The organism is Calothrix sp. UHCC 0171 (assembly GCF_034931845.1).
In the GTDB taxonomy this organism is placed as follows: Bacteria; Cyanobacteriota; Cyanobacteriia; order Cyanobacteriales; family Nostocaceae; genus Brunnivagina.
The window spans coordinates 55,059-75,759 of sequence record NZ_JAYGHN010000027.1 but is presented as its reverse complement, the minus strand read 5'-3'; the positions used below and the strand labels follow the sequence as shown (position 1 = coordinate 75,759).

19 protein-coding genes are annotated in these 20,701 nt (G+C 40.6%); 8 read left to right on the top strand and 11 right to left on the bottom strand.

Features of this window, described 5'->3' with window-relative positions; translation table 11 throughout:
• The first annotated feature begins 60 nt into the window (after positions 1 to 60).
• Positions 61 to 1,227 carry an ABC transporter permease DevC gene (gene devC / locus VB733_RS19095; RefSeq protein WP_323341644.1) on the top strand — a complete coding sequence of 389 codons (1,167 nt, stop codon included), beginning with the start codon at positions 61 to 63 and terminating at the stop codon, positions 1,225 to 1,227.
• A gap of 37 nt (positions 1,228 to 1,264) precedes the next feature.
• On the opposite strand, the gene VB733_RS19090 is transcribed toward devC, so the two are convergent.
• Together VB733_RS19090 and VB733_RS19085 are read right to left on the bottom strand one after the other, a co-directional pair.
• Positions 1,265 to 1,699: a hypothetical protein gene (locus VB733_RS19090; protein ID WP_323341643.1), complete on the bottom strand. Its 435-nt coding sequence runs from the start codon at positions 1,697 to 1,699 to the stop codon at positions 1,265 to 1,267.
• A gap of 58 nt (positions 1,700 to 1,757) precedes the next feature.
• The gene (locus tag VB733_RS19085; protein WP_323341642.1) at positions 1,758 to 3,578 is read right to left on the bottom strand and encodes an ABC transporter ATP-binding protein; all 1,821 of its coding nucleotides are present in this window, start codon (positions 3,576 to 3,578) and stop codon (positions 1,758 to 1,760) included.
• A 247-nt stretch (positions 3,579 to 3,825) separates the two neighbouring features.
• On the opposite strand from VB733_RS19085, the gene VB733_RS19080 reads away from it, so the two are divergent.
• The 3 genes from VB733_RS19080 (at position 3,826) to VB733_RS19070 (ending at position 7,739) form a co-directional block, all read left to right on the top strand.
• Positions 3,826 to 4,668 carry a prohibitin family protein gene (locus VB733_RS19080; RefSeq protein WP_096611131.1) on the top strand — a complete coding sequence of 281 codons (843 nt, stop codon included), beginning with the start codon at positions 3,826 to 3,828 and terminating at the stop codon, positions 4,666 to 4,668.
• 212 nt (positions 4,669 to 4,880) lie between these two features.
• Positions 4,881 to 5,297, top strand: coding sequence for a DUF1824 family protein (locus VB733_RS19075; RefSeq protein ID WP_096611129.1), 417 nt, complete (start codon positions 4,881 to 4,883; stop codon positions 5,295 to 5,297).
• Positions 5,298 to 5,786: 489 nt separating this feature from the next.
• Complete coding sequence (locus VB733_RS19070) at positions 5,787 to 7,739, top strand: S9 family peptidase (RefSeq protein WP_323341641.1); 1,953 nt, start codon at positions 5,787 to 5,789, stop codon at positions 7,737 to 7,739.
• A gap of 136 nt (positions 7,740 to 7,875) precedes the next feature.
• On the opposite strand, the gene VB733_RS19065 is transcribed toward VB733_RS19070, so the two are convergent.
• Positions 7,876 to 8,298: a hypothetical protein gene (locus tag VB733_RS19065; protein ID WP_323341640.1), complete on the bottom strand. Its 423-nt coding sequence runs from the start codon at positions 8,296 to 8,298 to the stop codon at positions 7,876 to 7,878.
• A gap of 208 nt (positions 8,299 to 8,506) precedes the next feature.
• Between VB733_RS19065 and VB733_RS19060 the strand changes: the two genes are divergently transcribed.
• Positions 8,507 to 10,528 carry a glycoside hydrolase family 10 protein gene (locus tag VB733_RS19060; RefSeq protein ID WP_323341639.1) on the top strand — a complete coding sequence of 674 codons (2,022 nt, stop codon included), beginning with the start codon at positions 8,507 to 8,509 and terminating at the stop codon, positions 10,526 to 10,528.
• Between the two features lie 121 nt (positions 10,529 to 10,649).
• Here VB733_RS19060 and VB733_RS19055 read toward each other — a convergent pair whose 3' ends face one another.
• The 3 genes from VB733_RS19055 to pgl all read right to left on the bottom strand — a co-directional run bounded on the left by VB733_RS19055 (position 10,650) and on the right by pgl (position 14,007).
• Positions 10,650 to 11,393 (bottom strand): M50 family metallopeptidase, encoded by a 744-nt coding sequence (locus VB733_RS19055; RefSeq protein WP_323341638.1) that lies wholly within the window; start codon positions 11,391 to 11,393, stop codon positions 10,650 to 10,652.
• A 230-nt stretch (positions 11,394 to 11,623) separates the two neighbouring features.
• A complete protein-coding gene (locus VB733_RS19050) occupies positions 11,624 to 12,595 on the bottom strand; it encodes an FHA domain-containing protein (RefSeq protein ID WP_323341637.1) in 972 nt (323 codons plus the stop codon).
• A gap of 689 nt (positions 12,596 to 13,284) precedes the next feature.
• Positions 13,285 to 14,007 (bottom strand): 6-phosphogluconolactonase, encoded by a 723-nt coding sequence (gene pgl, locus VB733_RS19045; RefSeq protein ID WP_323341636.1) that lies wholly within the window; start codon positions 14,005 to 14,007, stop codon positions 13,285 to 13,287.
• 308 nt (positions 14,008 to 14,315) lie between these two features.
• Here pgl and VB733_RS19040 point away from each other — a divergent pair, with 308 nt between their 5' ends.
• On the top strand, positions 14,316 to 14,864 hold the full coding sequence (locus VB733_RS19040; protein ID WP_323341635.1) for a PadR family transcriptional regulator: 549 nt from the start codon (positions 14,316 to 14,318) through the stop codon (positions 14,862 to 14,864).
• A gap of 46 nt (positions 14,865 to 14,910) precedes the next feature.
• On the opposite strand, the gene plsY is transcribed toward VB733_RS19040, so the two are convergent.
• The 4 genes from plsY to VB733_RS19020 all read right to left on the bottom strand — a co-directional run bounded on the left by plsY (position 14,911) and on the right by VB733_RS19020 (position 18,416).
• Positions 14,911 to 15,603, bottom strand: a complete 693-nt coding sequence (gene plsY / locus VB733_RS19035; RefSeq protein WP_323341634.1) for a glycerol-3-phosphate 1-O-acyltransferase PlsY — start codon at positions 15,601 to 15,603, stop codon at positions 14,911 to 14,913.
• A 180-nt stretch (positions 15,604 to 15,783) separates the two neighbouring features.
• Positions 15,784 to 16,983 (bottom strand): DUF3086 domain-containing protein, encoded by a 1,200-nt coding sequence (locus VB733_RS19030; RefSeq protein ID WP_323341633.1) that lies wholly within the window; start codon positions 16,981 to 16,983, stop codon positions 15,784 to 15,786.
• Positions 16,984 to 17,115: 132 nt separating this feature from the next.
• The gene (locus tag VB733_RS19025; RefSeq protein WP_323341632.1) at positions 17,116 to 17,502 is read right to left on the bottom strand and encodes a DUF3119 family protein; all 387 of its coding nucleotides are present in this window, start codon (positions 17,500 to 17,502) and stop codon (positions 17,116 to 17,118) included.
• A 116-nt stretch (positions 17,503 to 17,618) separates the two neighbouring features.
• Complete coding sequence (locus VB733_RS19020) at positions 17,619 to 18,416, bottom strand: MlaE family lipid ABC transporter permease subunit (RefSeq protein WP_323341631.1); 798 nt, start codon at positions 18,414 to 18,416, stop codon at positions 17,619 to 17,621.
• 434 nt (positions 18,417 to 18,850) lie between these two features.
• On the opposite strand from VB733_RS19020, the gene VB733_RS19015 reads away from it, so the two are divergent.
• Together VB733_RS19015 and sppA are read left to right on the top strand one after the other, a co-directional pair.
• The gene (locus VB733_RS19015) at positions 18,851 to 19,147 is read left to right on the top strand and encodes a hypothetical protein (RefSeq protein WP_323341630.1); all 297 of its coding nucleotides are present in this window, start codon (positions 18,851 to 18,853) and stop codon (positions 19,145 to 19,147) included.
• 448 nt (positions 19,148 to 19,595) lie between these two features.
• A complete protein-coding gene (gene sppA, locus VB733_RS19010) occupies positions 19,596 to 20,420 on the top strand; it encodes a signal peptide peptidase SppA (RefSeq protein ID WP_323341629.1) in 825 nt (274 codons plus the stop codon).
• 79 nt (positions 20,421 to 20,499) lie between these two features.
• On the opposite strand, the gene VB733_RS19005 is transcribed toward sppA, so the two are convergent.
• Positions 20,500 to 20,701 (bottom strand): hypothetical protein (locus VB733_RS19005; protein WP_323341628.1); only part of this gene is annotated, 202 nt, incomplete at its 5' end.

The window sequence follows — 20,701 nt, the reverse complement described above, 5'->3', positions numbered from 1 at the left end:
CCCCCTCTCTGTGCCCTTCCCCCATGCCCCTCAACTTCCCCAAATTGGAGAATTGCCTCAATGCTGCGTAAATTTTTTTTCAAGATTCCTTTAGCATGGCAGCAGCTTATCAAGGAAAGAACACGCTTGGGTGTTGCACTGGCGGGTATCGCTTTTGCCAATATCCTCATGTTTGCCCAAATGGGGTTTGAAGGTGCATTATTTGATAGTGCGATCGCGCCACACAAAACTTTTGATACTGATTTAGTATTGGTAGGTCGAGATTTTGAAACAATTTACTCGATTAAGAATTTATCTAGGGACAGACTATATCAAGCGCGAGGTTTTAGTGGTGTTGAGTCAGTCAGTCCGGTTTATATTGGTTTGGGTAAATGGAGTAATCCGGAAACCAAAGGATTACAAACAATTCTGATTTTGGGAACTAATCCGGCAAATAAAATCTTTAAATCTCCCGAAATTAATAATAATCTCCATCATCTGCAAATTATTAATCAAATTCTCTTTGACAAAACAGCTTTACCAAGGGGCGGTTATGTTGCTGCTTTGTTCCGTCAGCAAGCTAAACCAGAAACTCAAGTGAATGATGAGAAGGTGCGTGTATCCGGCTATTTTACTCTTGGTAAATCCTTTGCTACCTATGGCAATATTATCACCAGTGATTCTACTTATCTCCGACTTTTTCCCAGTCACCAACCTAATTTAATTGGGGTTGGGTTAATTAAATTAAGTAGTGGGGCAAATATCGCCCAAGTAGCCCAAAATTTGCGATCGAATTTGCCTAATGATATTCGGGTTTTGACAGTGGCAGAATATATTAATTTGGAAAGAGGATATTGGAGTAAAACAACACCAATTGGATTTATTTTTGGTGTCGGTGTACTTGTATCTTTTATCGTCGGTAGTGTGATTGTTTATCAAATTCTTTATTCAGATATATCGGCACACCTTTCAGAATATGCAATGCTGAAAGCGATCGGATATAGCAATAATTATTTATTAACAGTTCTTGCCCAAGAAGCTTTATTTCTCGCTGTTTTAGGATATTTTCCCGGATTTATGTTTGCAATCGCTTTTTATAAATTAGCTGCTGATACTACTAAGTTACCTGTATATATGACAACAGAACGCGGTATTATTATCTTTCTGATGACGTTAGTCATGTGTTTTCTTTCCGGTATTATTGCCATGCGAAAACTACGTTCTGCTGACCCCGCAGATTTGATGTAATTTTGTGTAATTGAATCTAAATTGGACATGCAGTATTTTAGGAATTTATCAAAGTTAGAGAATTCACTAATTTTGCTTCCAATTCATCTAATAAAGTGTCTAAATTTTTGCCAACTTCTGTAAAACAAGTTGGTGGTTCTGGTTGAGGCTCAAAATAAATCAATTTAACTTGGTCTTTCCCAATCCCAATCATTAACACCTCGACTTCGGGTTTGTGGTGTTTAATTAAGCCCATAATTTCTTGCAGGCGATTATCGACTTTGACGTTAAATTGCTCAATTGCCGTATTGGGGCAATAAACAAAATGCGGTGTTGGTGCCAAATTAATGCCAATAGTACCTTGGCTGTTGCCATTTTCTTGCCACAAAGCCCAAGACAGTGCTGCTAGTTCCTGTTGATGTTCTTTCACGAATCTATCTAATTGATAGCGCCATTGACTATCGGAGGTTTCGGGTTGAGGATTTGTGAACATAATGCAATTGGGGGAAGTGGACAAAGAATTGAGTAATGACGAACTTTTCCTTCAGGAATTAGGAATCAGGACTTTTAGCACCGCTTTGAACTCGCCAAAGACTTGCATAAACACCTTGCTTGTCTAATAGTTCTTCGTGGGTTCCAGACTCGACAAATTTGCCATGTTCCATGACATAAATACAATCAGCATTGCGGATAGTGGAAAGACGATGAGCGATCGCAATTGTAGTTCTATCTACTGTAATCCGTTCGAGCGACCTTTGAATAGCGGCTTCGGTTTCATTGTCCACTGCGGATGTAGCCTCATCAAGAATTATAATTGGTGGGTCTTTGAGAATGGCACGGGCGATCGCAATTCGCTGTCTTTGTCCTCCCGATAGTTTTTGTCCCCGCTCTCCAATTATTGTTTCATATCCTTGGGGCAAGCGCTGAATAAATTCGTGCGCTTCTGCGATTTTGGCTGCCATTTTTATTTCTCTATCACTCGCGTCAAATGTTCCGTAGGCGATATTCTCAGCTACAGTTCCGTGAAATAAAAATACATCTTGACTGACTAAGCTAATACATCGTCGCAAATCGCGTAAATTTAGCTTTTGAATATCAATTCCATCTAGGGTTATTTGTCCTAAGTGAATTTCGTAAAGTCGCAACAACAGCTTGACTAAAGTGCTTTTACCGGAGCCAGTAGAGCCAACTATAGCGATTGTTTTGCCGGCAGGAATATGCAAAGATAATTTATGAATAATTGGGAGTCTATCTTTGTAAGCAAAAGTAATATTTTTGAGTTCGATCTCTCCCCGAACTTCGGCAATCGGTAAACTAATATTTCCGGGATGAATCGCAATGGGAGTATCCAATAAATCCATGACACGATTTGTTGAAGCCATTGCCCTCTGATACAAATCAAATGTATCACCCAAACGAGTCAGAGGCCAGAGCAATAATTGACTAATGAAAACTAAAATACTATAAGTACCGACTGATATTTGACCATTGACGGCGGCAATTCCTCCAAATACTAAAAATACTGTGAAGCCAGCTAAAATAAGCATTCTCACCAAGGGAATAAATGCTGCTGATAGTTTAATTGCGGCGACATTACTGCGTCTGTAAGCTTCACTATCGGCTGCTACCCTCGCACTTTCATAATCCTCAGCAGTAAAACTTTTGATGGTAGTAATTCCACTCAAATTATTCGACAATCGCGAATTGAGTAAGCTGACTTTTTCCCGAACATCAGCATATAGTGGTTCTAATAACTTTTGAAATAATAGTGAGCCGCCCACAATCAAAGGCATGGGAATAACTACCATCCAAGCAATATGGGGGGCAACAATAAAGAAACCAGTACCAATAATTAAAATCGTTGCTGTCACCTGAATAATATCATTAGCACCACCATCTAAAAAGCGTTCGAGTTGGTTAATATCATCACTCAAAATAGACATTAAACCACCCGTACTGCGCTCTTCAAAATAAGCCAATTCTAATTCTTGAAGATGATTGTAAGCATCCAAACGGAGATTATGCTGTATTTGCTGCGAGAGATTTCGCCACAAACGCCTGTATACATACTCAAACACCGATTCCAGCACCCAAACCACTATAGTGATTACCGCCAAAACCAGAAATTGTCCAAAAATATCTTTGATGCCAAAGCTGGCAATTAGCGAATCCTGCTGCTTTACTACCACGTCAACCGCAGTACCAATCAATACAGGAGGGGCTAAATCAAAAACTTTATTTAAAATAGATGCGATCGCTGCTTGCCAAACCTGTTGGCGATACTGCTTGCCGTAACTAAATAGGCGTTGGAGAGGATGAACGGAACCATTACGCCTTCGAGAAAATCGAGAATGTCTTGATACCGTAACCACAGATATTATGTAGATGCGCGGACACCTATAGTACCACAAGTACCACATCGTTCTCAAACCCAGCGCATAAGCGCAGATTGTGTCACGATGAAACAAGAAGAAAGGGAATACAGAAGTCAGAATTATGGAAGCCACAAATCTCTGGTTTTAGTTGATGCAATTTCTGCATTGATGTAGAGCCAATCCAGAATCCAAAAGACTTCTGTATTTTTTGCCCAATACACTATTTTCAACAGGAGAGGGGAAGTTGAAAAATCTGCAATTAGATAGTTGGCAAAATATACTTATTGGGGCAATATTAGCAATAATGGTGCTTTTTAGTCTCAACTCTTTTATCATCATTAATCCGGGACAGGCAGGAGTAATAAGTATATTGGGAAAAGCTAGGGATGGTGCATTACTTGAAGGTATTCACATCAAACCCCCATTTGTTTCAGTCGTTGATGTTTACGATTTAACTGTGCAAAAATTTGAAGTTCCCGCAGAAAGCTCCACTAAGGATTTGCAAACGTTAACGGCACGATTTGCAATCAATTTTCGTCTCGATCCAATTCAGGTAGTAGAAGTACGCAGGAAACAAGGTACGTTGGAAAACATTGTTGCCAAAATAATTGCCCCGCAAACTCAAGAATCATTTAAAATTGCCGCAGCTCGCCGAACAGTAGAAGAAGCAATTACCAAGCGCAGTGAACTCAAGGAAGATTTTGATGCAGCTTTAGGTCAGAGATTGGATAAGTATGGAATCATTGTCTTAGATACCAGCGTAGTAGACCTAACTTTCTCGCCAGAATTTGCTAAAGCCGTTGAGGAGAAACAAATTGCTGAACAAAGAGCGCAACGAGCCGTCTACATAGCACGAGAAGCTGAACAGGAAGCCCAAGCAGAAATTAATCGGGCGAAAGGTAAATCCGAAGCCCAAAGACTCTTAGCAGAAACATTGAAAGCTCAAGGAGGACAGTTAGTGCTGCAAAAAGAATCTATAGAGGCATGGAAAAGCGGTGGTGCCCAAATGCCTAAAGTTCTGGTGATTGGTAGCGAATCGAACAGTAGTGTACCGTTTCTTTTTAACTTAGGGAATATGCAAAATTAATTCTGAAATCGAGGATACTCCCTATTAGAAAATAATCTTAGAGGGAGTCAGAATGGCAAAGAAGCGTCTAAGATGATTTACGGGAAATCATTTTAAGTGTAAATCATTTAAATCTTCCTCGAAAATTCTCTAGCTTCTTTTGAATTTAGTATTCTCAGAGTGTGATTCTCATCCCGACAACACTGTAAACACAACCAATAATAAGCAGATTTATGACCAGCCAACAACAGAGCAACCTCACATTTCAAGAAGCTAAAAAGATTCTGAATAAATTTAATTGTGTTGATATTGCCCCTCCAATCAAAAGTTCGGAAAAAACTTTAATACGTAAAGCTTTGCTGGCTATTACTAGTATTTCTGATTACCAGATATTAGGTATTTGTGCTGATACTGCGGAGGAAGGGTTAATGGCGATGAGAACCTATTCGCTGGCATTAGGATACGAACCTCCAAAGGATTTACCCGTGATGGAAGGACCAGTTTATATTAAGTTAAACGGTAAAAACGGTTTGTGCTACATTGATTCCTACTCAGGACACCACCGTGGGGTATTAGTGTCTTGTCAGTCCTACCGTCAAGGTGGGATTAATGAAATGTTTGGGCATTTACCCTTAGATTTATTTGTATAAGCCTCAAGTCAATAAAAGGGAAAAAGGAAAAGAGGGAGAAATATCCTTGTTTTGCTGTTTGGCTCCCATGCTGTCTGTGGGAGCGTCAATCTGGCTAAGTCTAGACAAAAAAAATTAAGATTAGGCTGGCAAAATTCTACTAGTACGTGAAGGCAGTCCCGATGAAAAATTCTCCGAAGGAGTGGATGGGGTATCTCGTGGAAACAAGATGAAAGATTCAAGCAGCAGGCAAATGAGCTTGATCAAGATATTTCTGAATTAGTAAAAGAAATTATCAAAAAATCAATCAGTCGAGACAGTTAAGACCAAGGCAAAATTAATGTGGAGTAATGGTGCAACATAATTTTATTCATTCAGCATCAAATATCCATCACGTACCTACATCTAACCTAGATTTGCCCAAGTTCTTTGCGAAGAGTCAACAAAAATCGGCAAATACTGACAATCTACATTATTTAATTTAGCCCCAGAGTTTGAGATAATCAGTAGATGCGATTTTCTTCAAGATTAACTATTACATCCCTGGCAGTAGTATTACTATCTACCTTTATTGCTACTGCCCAAACTCCCACTATCACACCTGGTGATAATTTAGTTGTTGAGGGGATACCACCTATCCCGGCAACATTAGTCGAAAATGTGGAGCGCTACACAAATTTTCGGGCTGCAAGTCTTTCGAGTTGGCATCCCCAACGCCGCGAAATGCTGATTTCTACCCGTTTTGGTGATACACCACAGGTACATTTAGTCAAGTTTCCTCAAGGTGCGAGAAAACAAATGACATTTTTCCCTGAACGTGTTGGTGGGGGTAGTTTCCAACCCACACAGGGAGATTATTTTGTTTTCAGCAAAGATATTGGTGGTAATGAATTTAGTCAAAATTTCCGCTACGACTTAGCTACTGGAGAAGTGACTCTCCTCACGGATGGAAAGTCGAGAAATAGCGGTGGTGCATGGTCTACCAAAGGCGATCGCATTATTTATACTTCTACTCGTCGCACAGGTAAGGACAATGATTTCTATATTATCAACCCTAAAGACCCCAAAAGTGATAAATTAATTGCCCAAGTTGAAGGTGGTGGTTGGGGTGCGTTAGATTGGTCAGTTGATGATACTCAAATATTGATAACTGAGTATGTATCAGCTAACGAAAGCTACCTGTGGTTGATGGATGCATCTACTGGTGAGAAAAAACTCATCACTCCTAAAGGTGGTAAAGAGCAAGTTGCTTACCGTGGTGCTATTTTTAGCAAAGATGGGAAAGGTTTGTATGTGATTACCGATAAGGAATCAGAGTTTTCCCGGTTAGCGTATGTCGATTTAGCAACCAAGAATTATACTTACATCACCAGTAATATTCCTTGGGATGTCGAAGATATGGAGCTTTCCGATGATGGTAAAAATTTAGCTTTTGTCACTAATGAAGATGGTAGAAGCGTTTTACACATACTCGATACGGCAACGCGCCAAGAAAAGTCATTGCCAAAACTACCTATCGGGCAAGTATACGGTATTACCTGGCACAAAAATAATCAAGACTTAGGTTTTACACTCATTTCCGCCCGTTCCACAGCTGATGTATATTCCTTGAATATCCGCAGTAATAGAGTTGAAAGATGGACGCAAAGCGAAACAGGTGGCTTGAATACAGCTAATTTCTCCGACGCACAATTAGTTCGCTGGAAAAGTTTCGATGGTAAAACTATTTCTGGATTTCTCTACCGTCCTCCTGCCAAATTCAAAGGCAAACGTCCTGTTATTATAGATATTCATGGGGGACCCGAATCACAATTTCGCCCCAGCTTTTTAGGACGTAATAATTATTATTTGAATGAGTTAGGTGTCGCTTTATTCTTTCCGAATGTGCGCGGTTCCAGTGGTTACGGAAAAACCTTTCTCAAACTCGATAATGGCTTCAAGCGTGAGGATTCAGTCAAAGATATCGGTACATTATTAGACTGGATTGCCCAACAACCAGATTTAGATAAAGATAGAGTCATGGTGACAGGGGGAAGTTACGGTGGTTACATGTCTTTAGCTGTATCGACGAATTATGCCGATAAAATCCGTTCAGCTATCAACATTGTGGGTATTTCCAACTTTGTCACTTTCCTCGAAAAAACCGAAAGTTACAGGCGTGATTTACGACGTGTCGAATACGGAGATGAACGCGATCGCAAAATGCGTGAGTTTCTCTTAAAGATTTCGCCACTAAATAATGCTCAGAAAATCAAAAAGCCTTTATTTGTCATTCACGGAAAAAATGACCCCCGTGTACCATTAAATGAGGCAGAACAAATAGTTGCAACCGTGAAGAAAAACAACATTCCTGTGTGGTATTTAATGGCAAAAGATGAGGGGCATGGATTTAGTAAAAAGAAAAATATCGACTTTCAATTTTACGCTACCGTCATGTATATTCAGGAGCATTTATTGAAGTGAAAAATGAGATTTTGTAAATTCCTAATTTCCTAATTTTTTACTCCTCACTCCTCACGTCTTGTGGACTGAGTGCGAAAAATATTTAGTCATCTACAAGATAACTTTAGCTATTAGTATAGAGGGTTTTAACCGTATATTACTTACTCTTTGAGTATCCCACTTTCCAATTCTCTATCTTTTTTAATTCATCCACCTTACCTTGGGAAATTAACCACAAAGCAGTGCGAGTATTGAGCAAACCTTTCATCAAATAAGCACCAGGTTTGGCACGAACTCCTTCAGCTTCAACGGTTCCTTCATAGGCAAGAACACCACAATAGGTTTGTTCTCCAGGTATCTCCAACTTGAACAAGTTGTCATTTAGATACCCACCCGGAATCATAAAAATTCCGAAAACATGATGTTGTCCACGCCAAGGTTTTACTACTATCTTTTCGGGGTGAGTATAGTATTTTGTGGCATTACTTGAAAAACCCCATTCATAACAGCTAAAAATAGGCGATCGCTTGGATAAATATGTATACCCAATTATACCAATTAGGGTTATTGTGAATAACAAATAAAGATACTTGTATTTATGTAACTTAACTTTGAACACTTCTCAAAATCACCAATCTAATAATTTCACAGTTCAATTTTAGGTAGAGTCCCAGACTTGCCGAAACATGCAATTTAAATATATTTTAGCTACTTACTAAACCCTAAAACCAGCATGATGTGTCTAAAATAACAGAGACCTATTATCAATAACTCTATCAGGGGTGAAAATGGTATTAACACCGACATCATTCTCCGATATTCAAAATCACTGGACACAGGGATTTATTGAAGCATTGGCAAAACGTAACATCGTTACAGGACTTCCCAACGGCACATATCGTCCAGATAACTCTGTCACCCGTGCAGAATATGCCGTAATTCTTTCCAAAGCCTTTGTCAAAATTCCCAAAAAACGGCAATATAAACCCTTTTTAGACATACCCCAAAATTACTGGGCAGCATCGGCAATTCAAACAGTACAAGAAAAAGGATTTCTCAATGGTTTTCCAGATAACCGTTTTCGTCCAGAAAATCGCATTTCTCGTTTAGAAATCATCCTTTCCCTGGTATCCGGCTTAGATATTGGACTCAAAATTAAACCAGAATTAGTAAATATACTATCGCAAATTTACCAAGATGCCAGCCAAATCCCTACCTATGCATTAAACCAAATTGCGATCGCAACTGCTGCGGGATTAGTCACAAGTCACCCCAATGTCAAACTACTAAACCCAACTTTAGCCTCAACTCGTGCTGATGTTGCGGCATTTATCTATCAAGCCCTAGTCTATCTGGGTGAAGCCCCCAAGATTCCCTCTAATTATCTTGTCTCCGCCACACCCAAGACACCACCAGTCGCGACGGTACGTGTCAGTCACAACCGGGAATTTCGCGGTGCATGGCTAGCTTGTGTCTGGAATAACGACTTTCCCTCCAAAGCCGGACTTTCGACAGCACAACAAAAAGCTGAACTGATGGCAATTATCACTCAACTACAAAAACTTAACTTCAACGCCCTAATTCTCCAAGTACGTCCCGAAGGCGATGCCTTTTACCAGTCAAAGTTAGAACCTTGGAGTCAGTGGATTTCTGGAACCCAAGGTAAACCACCAGCACCATTTTACGATCCCTTGGAGTTGGCAATTTCCGAATGTCGCAAGCGTAATATTGAAGTTCATGCCTGGTTTAATCCCTACCGCGCCAAAACCTCAATGAAACAGGGAGTTCTTGCCCGTCCCCATATTGGAATCACTAACCCCGATGTTGTCTATGAATGGGGTAATCAGCTATGGATGGACCCCGGTGCAAAAGTCGTTCAGGATCGGGCTTATAATGTCATTATGGACGTATTGCAACGCTACGACGTTGATGGCATCCATTTAGATGACTATTTTTATCCCTATCCCATCGAAGGAAAATCTTTCCCCGACGGTAAAACCTATACTGCCTATCGGAATGCAGGTGGTACTTTAAGTTTGGGCGATTGGCGACGGGAAAATGTCAATCAAATGGTATTACGACTTTCCCAAGGTATTAAAGCAGTCAAACCCCATGTAAAATTTGGCATCAGTCCATTCGGTATTTACAGACCTGGGCAACCACCTGGAATTATCGGTTTAGATGCTTTTAATGTGCTTTATGCCGATGCCAAAAAATGGCTTGAGGAAGGTTGGATTGATTACATCGCTCCACAATTATACTGGCGCACCGATCAACCTAAACAGAGCTATCCAGCCTTGTTGAAATGGTGGACAGAGATAAATAGCAAACAGCGTCATATTTACGCTGGAAATAATATTGGACAACTGGATGGAAAGGCTTGGAAAAACGAAGAAATTACCAAGCAGATAGCAATTAGTCGTCACCCGATGAATAATTTATCCTTGGGCAATATCTTTTTTAGCATGAATTCGATTATTGAGAATCGCCAAGGTATTGCCGACACCTTCCAAGGAACAATATACAACAGACCAGCCCTTGCCCCAACTATGTCATGGCGAAATGCCACATCTCCACCAATACCTACTGGTTTGCAAGTCAGTAACCGTCGTCTCAATTGGCAGCCGGCAGCAAATAACCAGGATATTCGTTCTTGGACACTATATCGTAGGAGTGGAGATACTTGGACATTGCAACGGGTACTATCTCGTGGAACTAATTTCGCCACCGTTGAACCGGGAACTTATGCGGTATGTGCAGTGGATAGGATGGCTAATGAGAGTCTGGGTGTCACGATTACAGTGAACTGATTCATCTAGGGCTTACGCGAAGAAACCCGGTTCTATGCAAAATAGTTGTTTTGACGACCAGATATCGACTAAGAAACCGGGTTTCTGGCTTCACGTGGGTAAGCACCTTAGCGTGAGTGAGCTAATTTGAACGGTAAGCAACGCGCAAACTTTGGATTAAAATTGCCAGAGATGCAACTGCCATCAAAGCACCCCAAAACCAGTATGGTAGAAACAATTGTTGTTGAATTTGGGCTGTATCAGAAACCCCTAAGCGTCCAGCAGTTTGGCTAAATAGGTAATCTAGTTGGTGGTAGGTGCTAACGCAGGCTTGGACTCCCAAAAATTGAATCGCAAAGGCTTGTACCGAACGAGTTGCTTTTAACCCCAAAAAGAGAATAATCATACCCAGTAAAGGGATAAAAATAAATCCAAACAGAGACCTAACCCAAATTAAAGTAGATACTAATAAACTAATTCCTAGGATTTTTAAGCTTAAAGATGCAGTTTTGTAACTACGGGATGCCATAATTAATGCTGCACCTGCTATTGGTGGTCCCATCGGACCTGCTGCCGCAACTAAAGCACGACGAATGGGGTCCCAGGATGCTGGAAATCTATAGGCAGCAAAACCTGAACCATTGGGGAAAATCTGTAACTCTTGAAAATTTCCTCCCAGTAGCACCGCCATTAAGCCATGTGCCATTTCGTGAAACCAAGTTGCCAAAATCGTGAAGGGATAAAGAATATAATCGCCACCAGACAACTGCCATAACAAGGCTGTGACTACAGCTGCCCCAATTAACCAATTAAGCCCCAGGCGGTTATTCACCGTAGGGGCTGCATTGGCGAGCAAAGGTTCTGAATTTTTCCAAGGTTCGCTCATACTACATCCACCAATACACCAGCCTTAAACAATTTTTAATTAATGCTTTTTGGATACTACGATGTTCTACTAGAGTCTATCGTAACCAAACTTGACTGTGTTTTGGGGTATTTGCGAATTTTGTGGAGGGTTGGAGATGTCAACAGATTTGTGTTCCAAAGTCCAGTTTTTGGGAGGGAGAGATTTTTGTGGATGTAGCAATTTAAGTTTTATCACTATACAGCCAAGTATTATATTTCAACTGTCTGAAACAAAAAAGTGACTAAATCCCCTTTACCAAGTCCGATGCGATCGCCCGGTCGCAAACGGTGTCTATTCCCTGGTAACAAAGGTAAATTGTTGATGTATGTACCGTTAGAACTACCAACATCTTCAATGTAGTAGGCATCACCCTCAACGCGAATATCAGCATGAATCCGCGAGACAATTTCCGAATTGGAAAATCCCGACACATCAACATCTGGGGGGATGCGATCGTTTGGCTTCCCAATATGAATTACGGGGAGATTTTGTGGTAACTCAATATTTTGTTCGGACTGGACATGCACTAAGCGTCCGGTAATTTGTTGTAACTGAGTTCGTGCCGGGGAAGATGTAGCAACTACAACAGGCTCCGATTCGGGTACCGCAACAGGTTCTGGCTCCGGTTCGGGTACTACAACAACAGGTTCCGGTTCTGGTTCCGGTTCTGGTTCGGGCACTACAGCAACAGGTTCTGGTTCCGGTGCAATAGTTGGTGGTGGCGCAGCTATTGGTGGAGAAGTTGTCATCGGTGCGGGAACAGCCATTGTTGGAGGTTCGGCAACGACAACAGGTTGTGGTTCTGGAGCGCTAACGGCGGTAGGGGGCAAAGGAGCAACTTCTGGTGCCACCTCTGGAGGTGCTGTAACCACAATTGGTTGTACTTGTACCAGTGGTTCTGGAGCAACTAAAGGAGGTACTTCCGGGAGGACATCAGGCGCAACTGTCGGGGCGGCGGCAACTGTTGGCGCAACTGTCGGTGCAGCAGCAACCGTTGGTGCAACAGTCGGTGTCGCAGCAGTGCGTAAGTTAAAACCACATTGACCGCAGAAGGATGCATCTGCCTGCACGGATGCCCCACAACTTGGACAGCTAACAGTAGCTGGCAAGGGGGTATAGCAAGCTTCACACTGGACAGCTCCGTCTGGGTTAGGGTGATTGCAGTTTGGGCAGACGATCATGGAAATAAACCTTTTTCTAGGTCAGAGTTCAAGATTTTGGGTATCAAGCAGAGGGTATATTACTCTAGCTTCCGATTTTAGCAACTACTCCTAATGGGGTGGCTATGCTGGCATGTTCTCAAAGTCTATTAATACATGGTAAAACCTCATATATTAATAGCGACATTGTCCTTTAGCGACGTACCAGTTCTCTCATCATTTGATAGATAGAGAAAAGCGAATAATATTCCTGATTTCCATACCCCCGCATTGATGTGTCGATGTCTCACTAGATATTTCACCAAAGGAATTTGGGAACTTTGCTCGGTAAACTTATTGGTTCGTAGTTGCCTGTTCCTAGAGAGATGCACGTAGACAGTGCGACTACACACCAGACTCAGAGGAATCGCGTAGCTTGCTTCAGTCTTGCTAGGTGATATTCTCAGAGAAGTCACGGGTTTGTACTTACCAGTTCCACACCCTCGCGAAGCCTTCTCTAAGAGGAGAGTGAAGTTGCGATCGCGTCTATGGTAAGTGAATATTATAAATTACGAGTTATTCCAGTTTGCTTATTGGAGAACCTTTTGGCGTGCTTTTTCAGATTTTCCTGTCTCCCTTCAGCCTGGATGAAGTACGTAGTTCAAAGTATTAAAATTTAATGCATCAAACAAAAAATTAATACTTAGCTCGCAAATTTCAGCATTTTCCTTTTATTGTTGTAATTCGCTACCTGCTAAACTATCTAGCAACCACCAAAGTTCTCCTTGGGGTTGAATTAAGCGTGATGGATAGGTAAAGTCGTCGGCAACAGGTGCGAAAACTTGGGCTAAAGCTGGTCGTTTATTTGCCCCTGCCACTACAAACATAACGCACCGTGCGGCGTTGATGAATGGGTATGTGAAAGTTAGACGCTGACTGCTGTCTTTGTTGCCAACTGTCACTAATTTATCTGTGACTTGGAGGGCTGCTGTGTGGGGGAATAGGGAAGCTGTGTGAGCATCGTCTCCCATCCCTAGTAAAACTACATCCAGTGCGGGAAACTCGCCCGGTTTTACTTGAAAAAAGGCTTGTAGTTCTTGTTCGTGTTTTGCGGCTGAAACTGCTGGATTACCATCTAAAGTCGGCATGGCATGGATATTTGCCGCCGGAATATTCACTTGATCTAACCATGCCTGACGCGCCATTTTTTCATTACTGTCTGGATGGTTAGGTGGTACATAGCGCTCATCTCCCCAAAATATGTGAATTTTGTCCCAAGGTAAGTTCTGGGTGGCGATCGCTTCATACAATGGTTTAGGGGTGCTTCCTCCTGATAAGGCAATTGTAAACATACCCCTTTCTTTGATTGCTACTTCTATTTTAGCCAGGATGATTTGCTGCGATCGCATAATCAAGCTAGCTAAGTCTGGCAAAATCTCAATTTTTTTACTCATACAATCATCATCAAATTGCAGGCTTCCAGGAATACGATAACGAAATTATCCACGTTTCTGGGATTTGTTCCTGAAATTTTTAATTAATCGCAGGTTATGGCAGATTGTTTAGTAAGAGTCAATACAAGTTCGAGATCAAAACTACAGAAATCAGAAATTGCAGATGAAGAGTAGCAAATTCACTTCTCTATCCGGTGTACTATTTCTTGAACTATTTTATTAGTACAAATAGTATACTATTCAATTAATTGAATACACCTCTGAATTAGTTTTGACTCGGTTTCTCGATTTATACATATGGCAAATATATGGCAATTTCCCATGCAATTTTGGCAGTTTTATTAGAGTCATCCTGTAGCGGTTATGACTTATCCAAACAATTTGCCGGTTCAGTGGGTTTTTTCTGGCACGCAACCCAACAGCAAATTTACCGGGAATTAACTAAGTTACAGGAGCAAGGATATGCGAGCGCAGAAGTAATTCGCCAGGAAGGAAGACCGGATAAAAAGGTACTTTCAATTACGGAGACAGGAAAGGATTATTTGCGTAACTGGATTCAGGAACCTTTGGATGTTAGTCCATTCAAAGATGAGCTACTGGTAAAAATTTTTGCAGGGGAACTTGTACCTAAAGTCACGATTATCAAGCAGTTGGAGAATCATTACATTCAACACAAGGTAACTTTAGATACATATTTATCAATAGAAAATCAGTTTTTTGCGGAACCAAATAATTTATCTTTAGCTGAAAAATATCGCTACCTGACATTACAAAAAGGGATTAGCCATGAGACTGAATGGTTAGCATGGTGCGATCGCGCGATAAAATTTTTGTGTGAGGATGAATCACCAGATTAAATTAATTTACATTTATTTATTATTTATATTTAATTTACAAATTAATTTACAAATTGGCGGTTTCTCCTTCTGTTGTCATCACTGTGACATTCTCACCTAACTTTGGTTCTGTCCCTGCAATTAATCGCTGAATATTACTACGATGGCGAATGATTACATATAATCCACCGGCAACACCAAACAAAATATAAGCTAAAGGTTGATGCAGCAAAATCATAAATATGGAAACGGCTACAGCCCCAGAGATGGAACTCAGCGAAACAATCCGCGAGATTGCTACAACCACAGCAAAAACACCAAAGGTTGCTAAACCAACTTGCCAATTCATCGCTAATAAAATACCCAAGCTTGTGGCAACAGATTTACCTCCAGTAAAGCCAAGAAATATTGACTTACTATGTCCGAGGACGGCAAATATCCCCGCCAGTGTCACCATCCAAGATTGCCAAATGTCGATATTTATTGTTTGGGGAATTAGGTTATAACTTGGTGCTAATTCAAAGAACCAGTAAACTAGAAAAATTGATAATACACCTTTTAAACAATCTACTAGTAAAACAAAAGCACCTGGTCCTTTTCCTAAAGTTCTTAAAACATTAGTTGCACCAGTTGAGCCAGAACCAACTTCACGGATATCAATACCTTTTAATAATTTTGCTGCTGTGTAACCAGTAGGAATCGAACCCAATAAATAGGCGGCAACTAAAATTATTCCACACAAACTTAACCAAATAAGCATATTAAAAGGGAAAGGGAGAAACAAAAGAGAAAGGAGAGAACAACTGATTAAGGAATGTGAATCAAATAAAGTGCAAAAATAACGCCCCATTTCATATTTATTCAGAATTGCAAGTTATTCAATTCCAGTTCCTAAGAAGTAATTAATAATTAACTAACTACGATTAACTATGATTAACTATTAATAATCATCATCGTAACTATTGCGTATTGTACGCGGATCAGGTGCAAATGCTAACCACAGAGGGAATTGTAGCAGTGCAAGGCTGATTTGGTCTTCGGAATCGTCAATAATGATAAAAGGCATCTGCTTGGCTTTGAGCAGTCTATCAGCTTTTTGGGCTACTGCTTCTGCTGTCTCAAATATGACAACACCTCCATCAGGGGCAAAGTCTGGACGACCTATCCCCAAACAATCTTGTAAACCACGTCGCCATTCACCGAGACGTTCTGGAGTGCCTGTTAATACTAAAGTGCGAACGCGATCGCCGTAGAGTTTATGGAGGATGGAGATAGCAGCTGAGGCAATCAAAATATTTTGCAAGCGACTTCCCATTGTCCGCAATGCACCTCTTCCGCCTTGGGTGAAAAACCAATTGGAGATTCTTTCGGCATGGACAGGTTCAAAGGTGCGACGCAATTGCCATACAGGACCATAATAATCTGGTTTTGTCCGATATTGGTCGATTAAACGGCGAATTTGTTTGGTAGTGTCTTGAAATTGTTGTTGGGCAAATTGTATGGGAGTACCCAGAGATTCGGATTCTGTATTTCTGGTTTCGCGGATTTCTCGTCTGGGAGGTTGTTCAGGTTCTGGTTTGGCGACACTTCCTAGTTGAAGTTGTTCGGCAGCCGCCGCTAAATCCTGTAAACTACCCGTGAGATAATCTTTGAAACCTTGAACTCTAATTGCTAAATCTTGGGAAGCACCAGCAAATGTAGTTCGCATTTCATTGCGAATTCGCTCTTGTCGGCGTTCGAGTTGTTCAATGGAAAGTTGTAGTGCTTGTTTGCGTTGTTCGAGTTGGGAAAGCGCCTCTTGAATAACTTTTCCCATTGTCGCTTGTGTTTCACTCAGTTGCGATCGCAAGTTGGCAATTTCTTCTTTGAGGGCTGTTTCTGTACGTTGCAATTCGGCAATTCGTTGAGATATTTCTTGCTCTGCGGAATGGGAATTGGCAACATCTGTCTCAGAATCACTGCCCAATTGCGCCACTGTTTCAACAACTGCATTCTCTGGATTTTGTGTAGATAATTCTGATTCAGATGGCATTAATGACTCTGTACTATTTTCTTGTTGCTGATTGCTAGGTGTTTCTACTTCTGTTTGCCCTAAATATTCTTCTGTTGGTTTTGGGGCTTGGAATTCGTCTCCGTTCATAAATATTTTAAATTGTTAACGATTAATAATTGCCAATAGGAAATATTTAATTATTTTACTTAACGACTCCTGATTTTTGTCTACTCTAGCCGAAAAGATTCAACAATCACTATTACCCCTCTCCCAAACTAATTACTTCTGTGGACAACGTTGTTCTAAACAAATTTTTAATGTTTTTGGATCAAAAATAATTGGTAAAAAGTGAATACTTTTGATTTCCTTAAAATAAAACAAAATAGGTACTGGATGCCAAAATATTCGCCAATTTTCCCATTCTCGGTAAGGAAAACTCCGAATCAGTGTTTCACCGCGATAAACCTCTAAATCGGTAGCGGTAAATTTCAACCGAATAATTACCGACTGAAACATTAAAAACAAGCCAAGTATCGCGAATATGCCTCCAATCCAAGGATTGACTAACAAAAGAGGTATTCCAGCAAACACTAAAACCAAAGGGATATTGTAACTCGGTTTGAGTTCAACAGTTGATAGCTTATCGGGAGTGAGGGAAGTAGTCACGTTTTTAAATCCTGGTTATTCACAAACATCATTATTTTAAGGTTAAAGGGAAAATAAGGAGGGAAATCAGGATATCCATCTCTGTTTTCATTAACTTTAATTATTTTCCCTATTTTTTAAAATCCTTGTTGCAATGCACTACCTTGTCCTTGAAACATTACGGCTGATAGGAAAAAGTTAAAAACAAAAATAAGTAGTAAAGATGTCACCACAGCAGCAGTGGTGGATTGTCCAACTCCTTTGGCTCCTCCTGATGTTGTCATTCCCCAGTTACACCCCACTATGGCAATTAAAATGCCAAAACAACAGGCTTTGAGCATGGCACTCAGAATATCCGAAATATCTAAAAAACTGCGGGCGGAATCTAAAAATACTGAATCCGCGAGGTTATATACATTTGTGGCAATGATTAAGCCCCCAAGCATTCCCGTCACTAACGACAGCAGCGTTAAAATTGGTAGCATAATCACACAGGCAATCACGCGAGGAATCACCAGATAGTCAATGGGATCGGTTTTTAACATTAAGAGTGCATCGATTTGTTCGGTGACTCGCATCGTGCCAATTTCTGCGGCAAATGCTGAACCAACTCTGCCGGCGACAATCACAGCAGTTAAAACTGGTGTTAATTCCCGCGTTAAAGCTAATGCTAATACGCCACCGACAATATTCCCGGCTCCAAAGGCGATAAATTCCCGCGCTACTTGAATTGTGAATACTGCTCCCACAAATACAGCAGTTAACAGTGCAATAAGCAGCGAATCAGGACCAACCGCCGCCATTTGTTCAAACGTGTTACGTCGATGGATTTTTCCTCTGGTAAGGTGAAATAGCACCTGCCCGGTGAGAAAAAGCGCTGATAGCAAGCGCTGGCTCCATACTCCTAAGCTAGATTTAGATTTTGTCTCGCTCAATTTGATTTTTACAAGCTAACTCGGTAACTGCCGTCATAATAGCGAATTTCTACTGCTTTTTTGCTGGTTGTGAGTGGTTAATAGTTAATGGATTATGGTTATGGGTAGATATTATGGGTATTGGAATCATTCTTCTTGCTTCGACTCCCAATGCTTAATTTAAGTTAAAGCTATTCTCAGAATTTCAAACTTCTTAATGCCAGCCTGTGAGTTTCTACAAGAGGGGTGACACCACCAGGAGGCTTTGCTCGATAAGGGTTATATCTGTTTGACACTGAAAATATTTAGGTAAACATCTTCGGAAAAATTATTGAGCTATTTTAATTAAAATTTAAGATTTTTGAATAATTGACTGAGAGTGGACAATCCAACTTATCTTAGTAAATGACGAACCAGGATAACGGCTATTTTGTTTTTAAGGAGCCTTGCCTGCAATGACAATACTCATTAATTTCCTTCGATCGCTCGCTTTGACAATTATTTTTAGTTTCGTCGCCCCTCTGATTTTCATTGGTGCGGTTTTAGTCGCTTTGTCGCTAATTAGTTATGTTCCCGGCTTGCAGAATCTTACAGGCGCGATCGCCAATCTAATTTTACAGTTTCTCGCCACTTTCGGCGGTGGCAGTTCTTTAGAGGGAACTATCACTATTGGATTAACTTGTAGTTTTGTTGGTGTCTTGTTTGATACCTATGTTCATTATCGGTATCAGATTTTGCGTTTGGATTCTTAATTTTAAGGATATGGGCAAACAACAAATTTGCTGTTCTCGTAACCGCAAAAATATCAGGTTTTGCTGATGAGTTGACAACCAAGATTCTTTGGAAGTGGCGCTGATTAGACATTTTCTCACTCCTTGATTGTGCATGAATTTATTTGGCTTGGGTTTTCTTGTTTAATTTTTGATTATTTTGAATTATTTTGAATACTCTTGTGAATCCTGTGGGCAAATAGACCCTTGCTTAGTTCTGTCTGAAAAATTGCCAAGCCCATACACTCAAACTAAACACCTGAAAATTCTTACTATAATAAATACAGTGGTTTATTGATTTAGGAAAATCCAATTAAATCATAATCATTAAATATACTTGTCTGTTGAGAATTGTTAATTCGTTATACAGTCATTTGCTGATGCTTTAGGCATCTGAGATTAAATTTGTTACGAGGTTTTTTGACTGCTCATGGTTTGGCCCTTTAAACCCAGGTTTAGTAAACAGATTGCTCGAATTGAAATTACAGGTGCGATCGCTAGTGGAACACGCAAGCGAGTATTAGAAGCCCTGAAAACAGTTGAAGAGAAGAAATTCCCAGCCCTCTTGCTCAGAATTGATAGTCCTGGTGGTACCGTTGGAGACTCCCAGGAAATTTATAGCGCTCTGAAAAAGTTGCGCGAAAAGACGAAAATTATTGCAAGTTTCGGAAATATATCGGCTTCTGGTGGCGTTTATATTGGTATGGGCGCACATTACATTATGGCAAATCCTGGTACAATTACGGGAAGCATTGGTGTAATTTTACGCGGTAATAATTTAGAAAGATTATTAGATAAAATCGGTGTTTCTTTCAAGGTGATTAAATCTGGTCCCTATAAAGATATTTTATCGTTTGACAGAGAACTCACTGAAGCCGAACAACATATTTTGCAAGAACTCATCGACACAAGTTATCACCAGTTTGTGACGACTGTTGCTGAAGGTCGAAATTTGCCACCAGAAACGGTGAGAAGTTTTGCTGACGGACGAATTTTTACTGGGCAGCAAGCCTTAGAATTAGGTGTTGTAGACCGTTTAGGAACTGAAGAAGAAGCTCGTCGTTGGGCTTGTGAGCTTGTAGAACTCGATCCTGACAAAACTCTTTCTTTTACAATCGAAGAACGCAAACCTCTAGTCAACCGCATCCTTTCTGGAAACAGCCAAGCGAAACCAAGTCTAATTAGTTCCAGCATGGATTGGTTAGACTTTGAAATGTCAACTAGCGGCTTACCTTTGTGGCTGTACCGTCCCTAAATTGATTGCATTTGTTGATTTGATTTAAGAGCGATATCTACATTTTTAGGACTTACGCAAAGAAACCAGGTTTCTGGCTTCACGTGCGTAAGTCTTGGTTTTTTAACTTCTTCCATGTAATTAATTTACCTAATCCATCAGGGGTTGTATTTTTATTCCTGTCCAAACAAGGCTTTGAGCTTTTGAGACTGGTTAGAAATAAAGCCCTTATTTTTTGCCGGATGGCAACACATAATACCAATTCACAATACTCGCTCCGCGAGAAGCTAAAGCTACGCAAG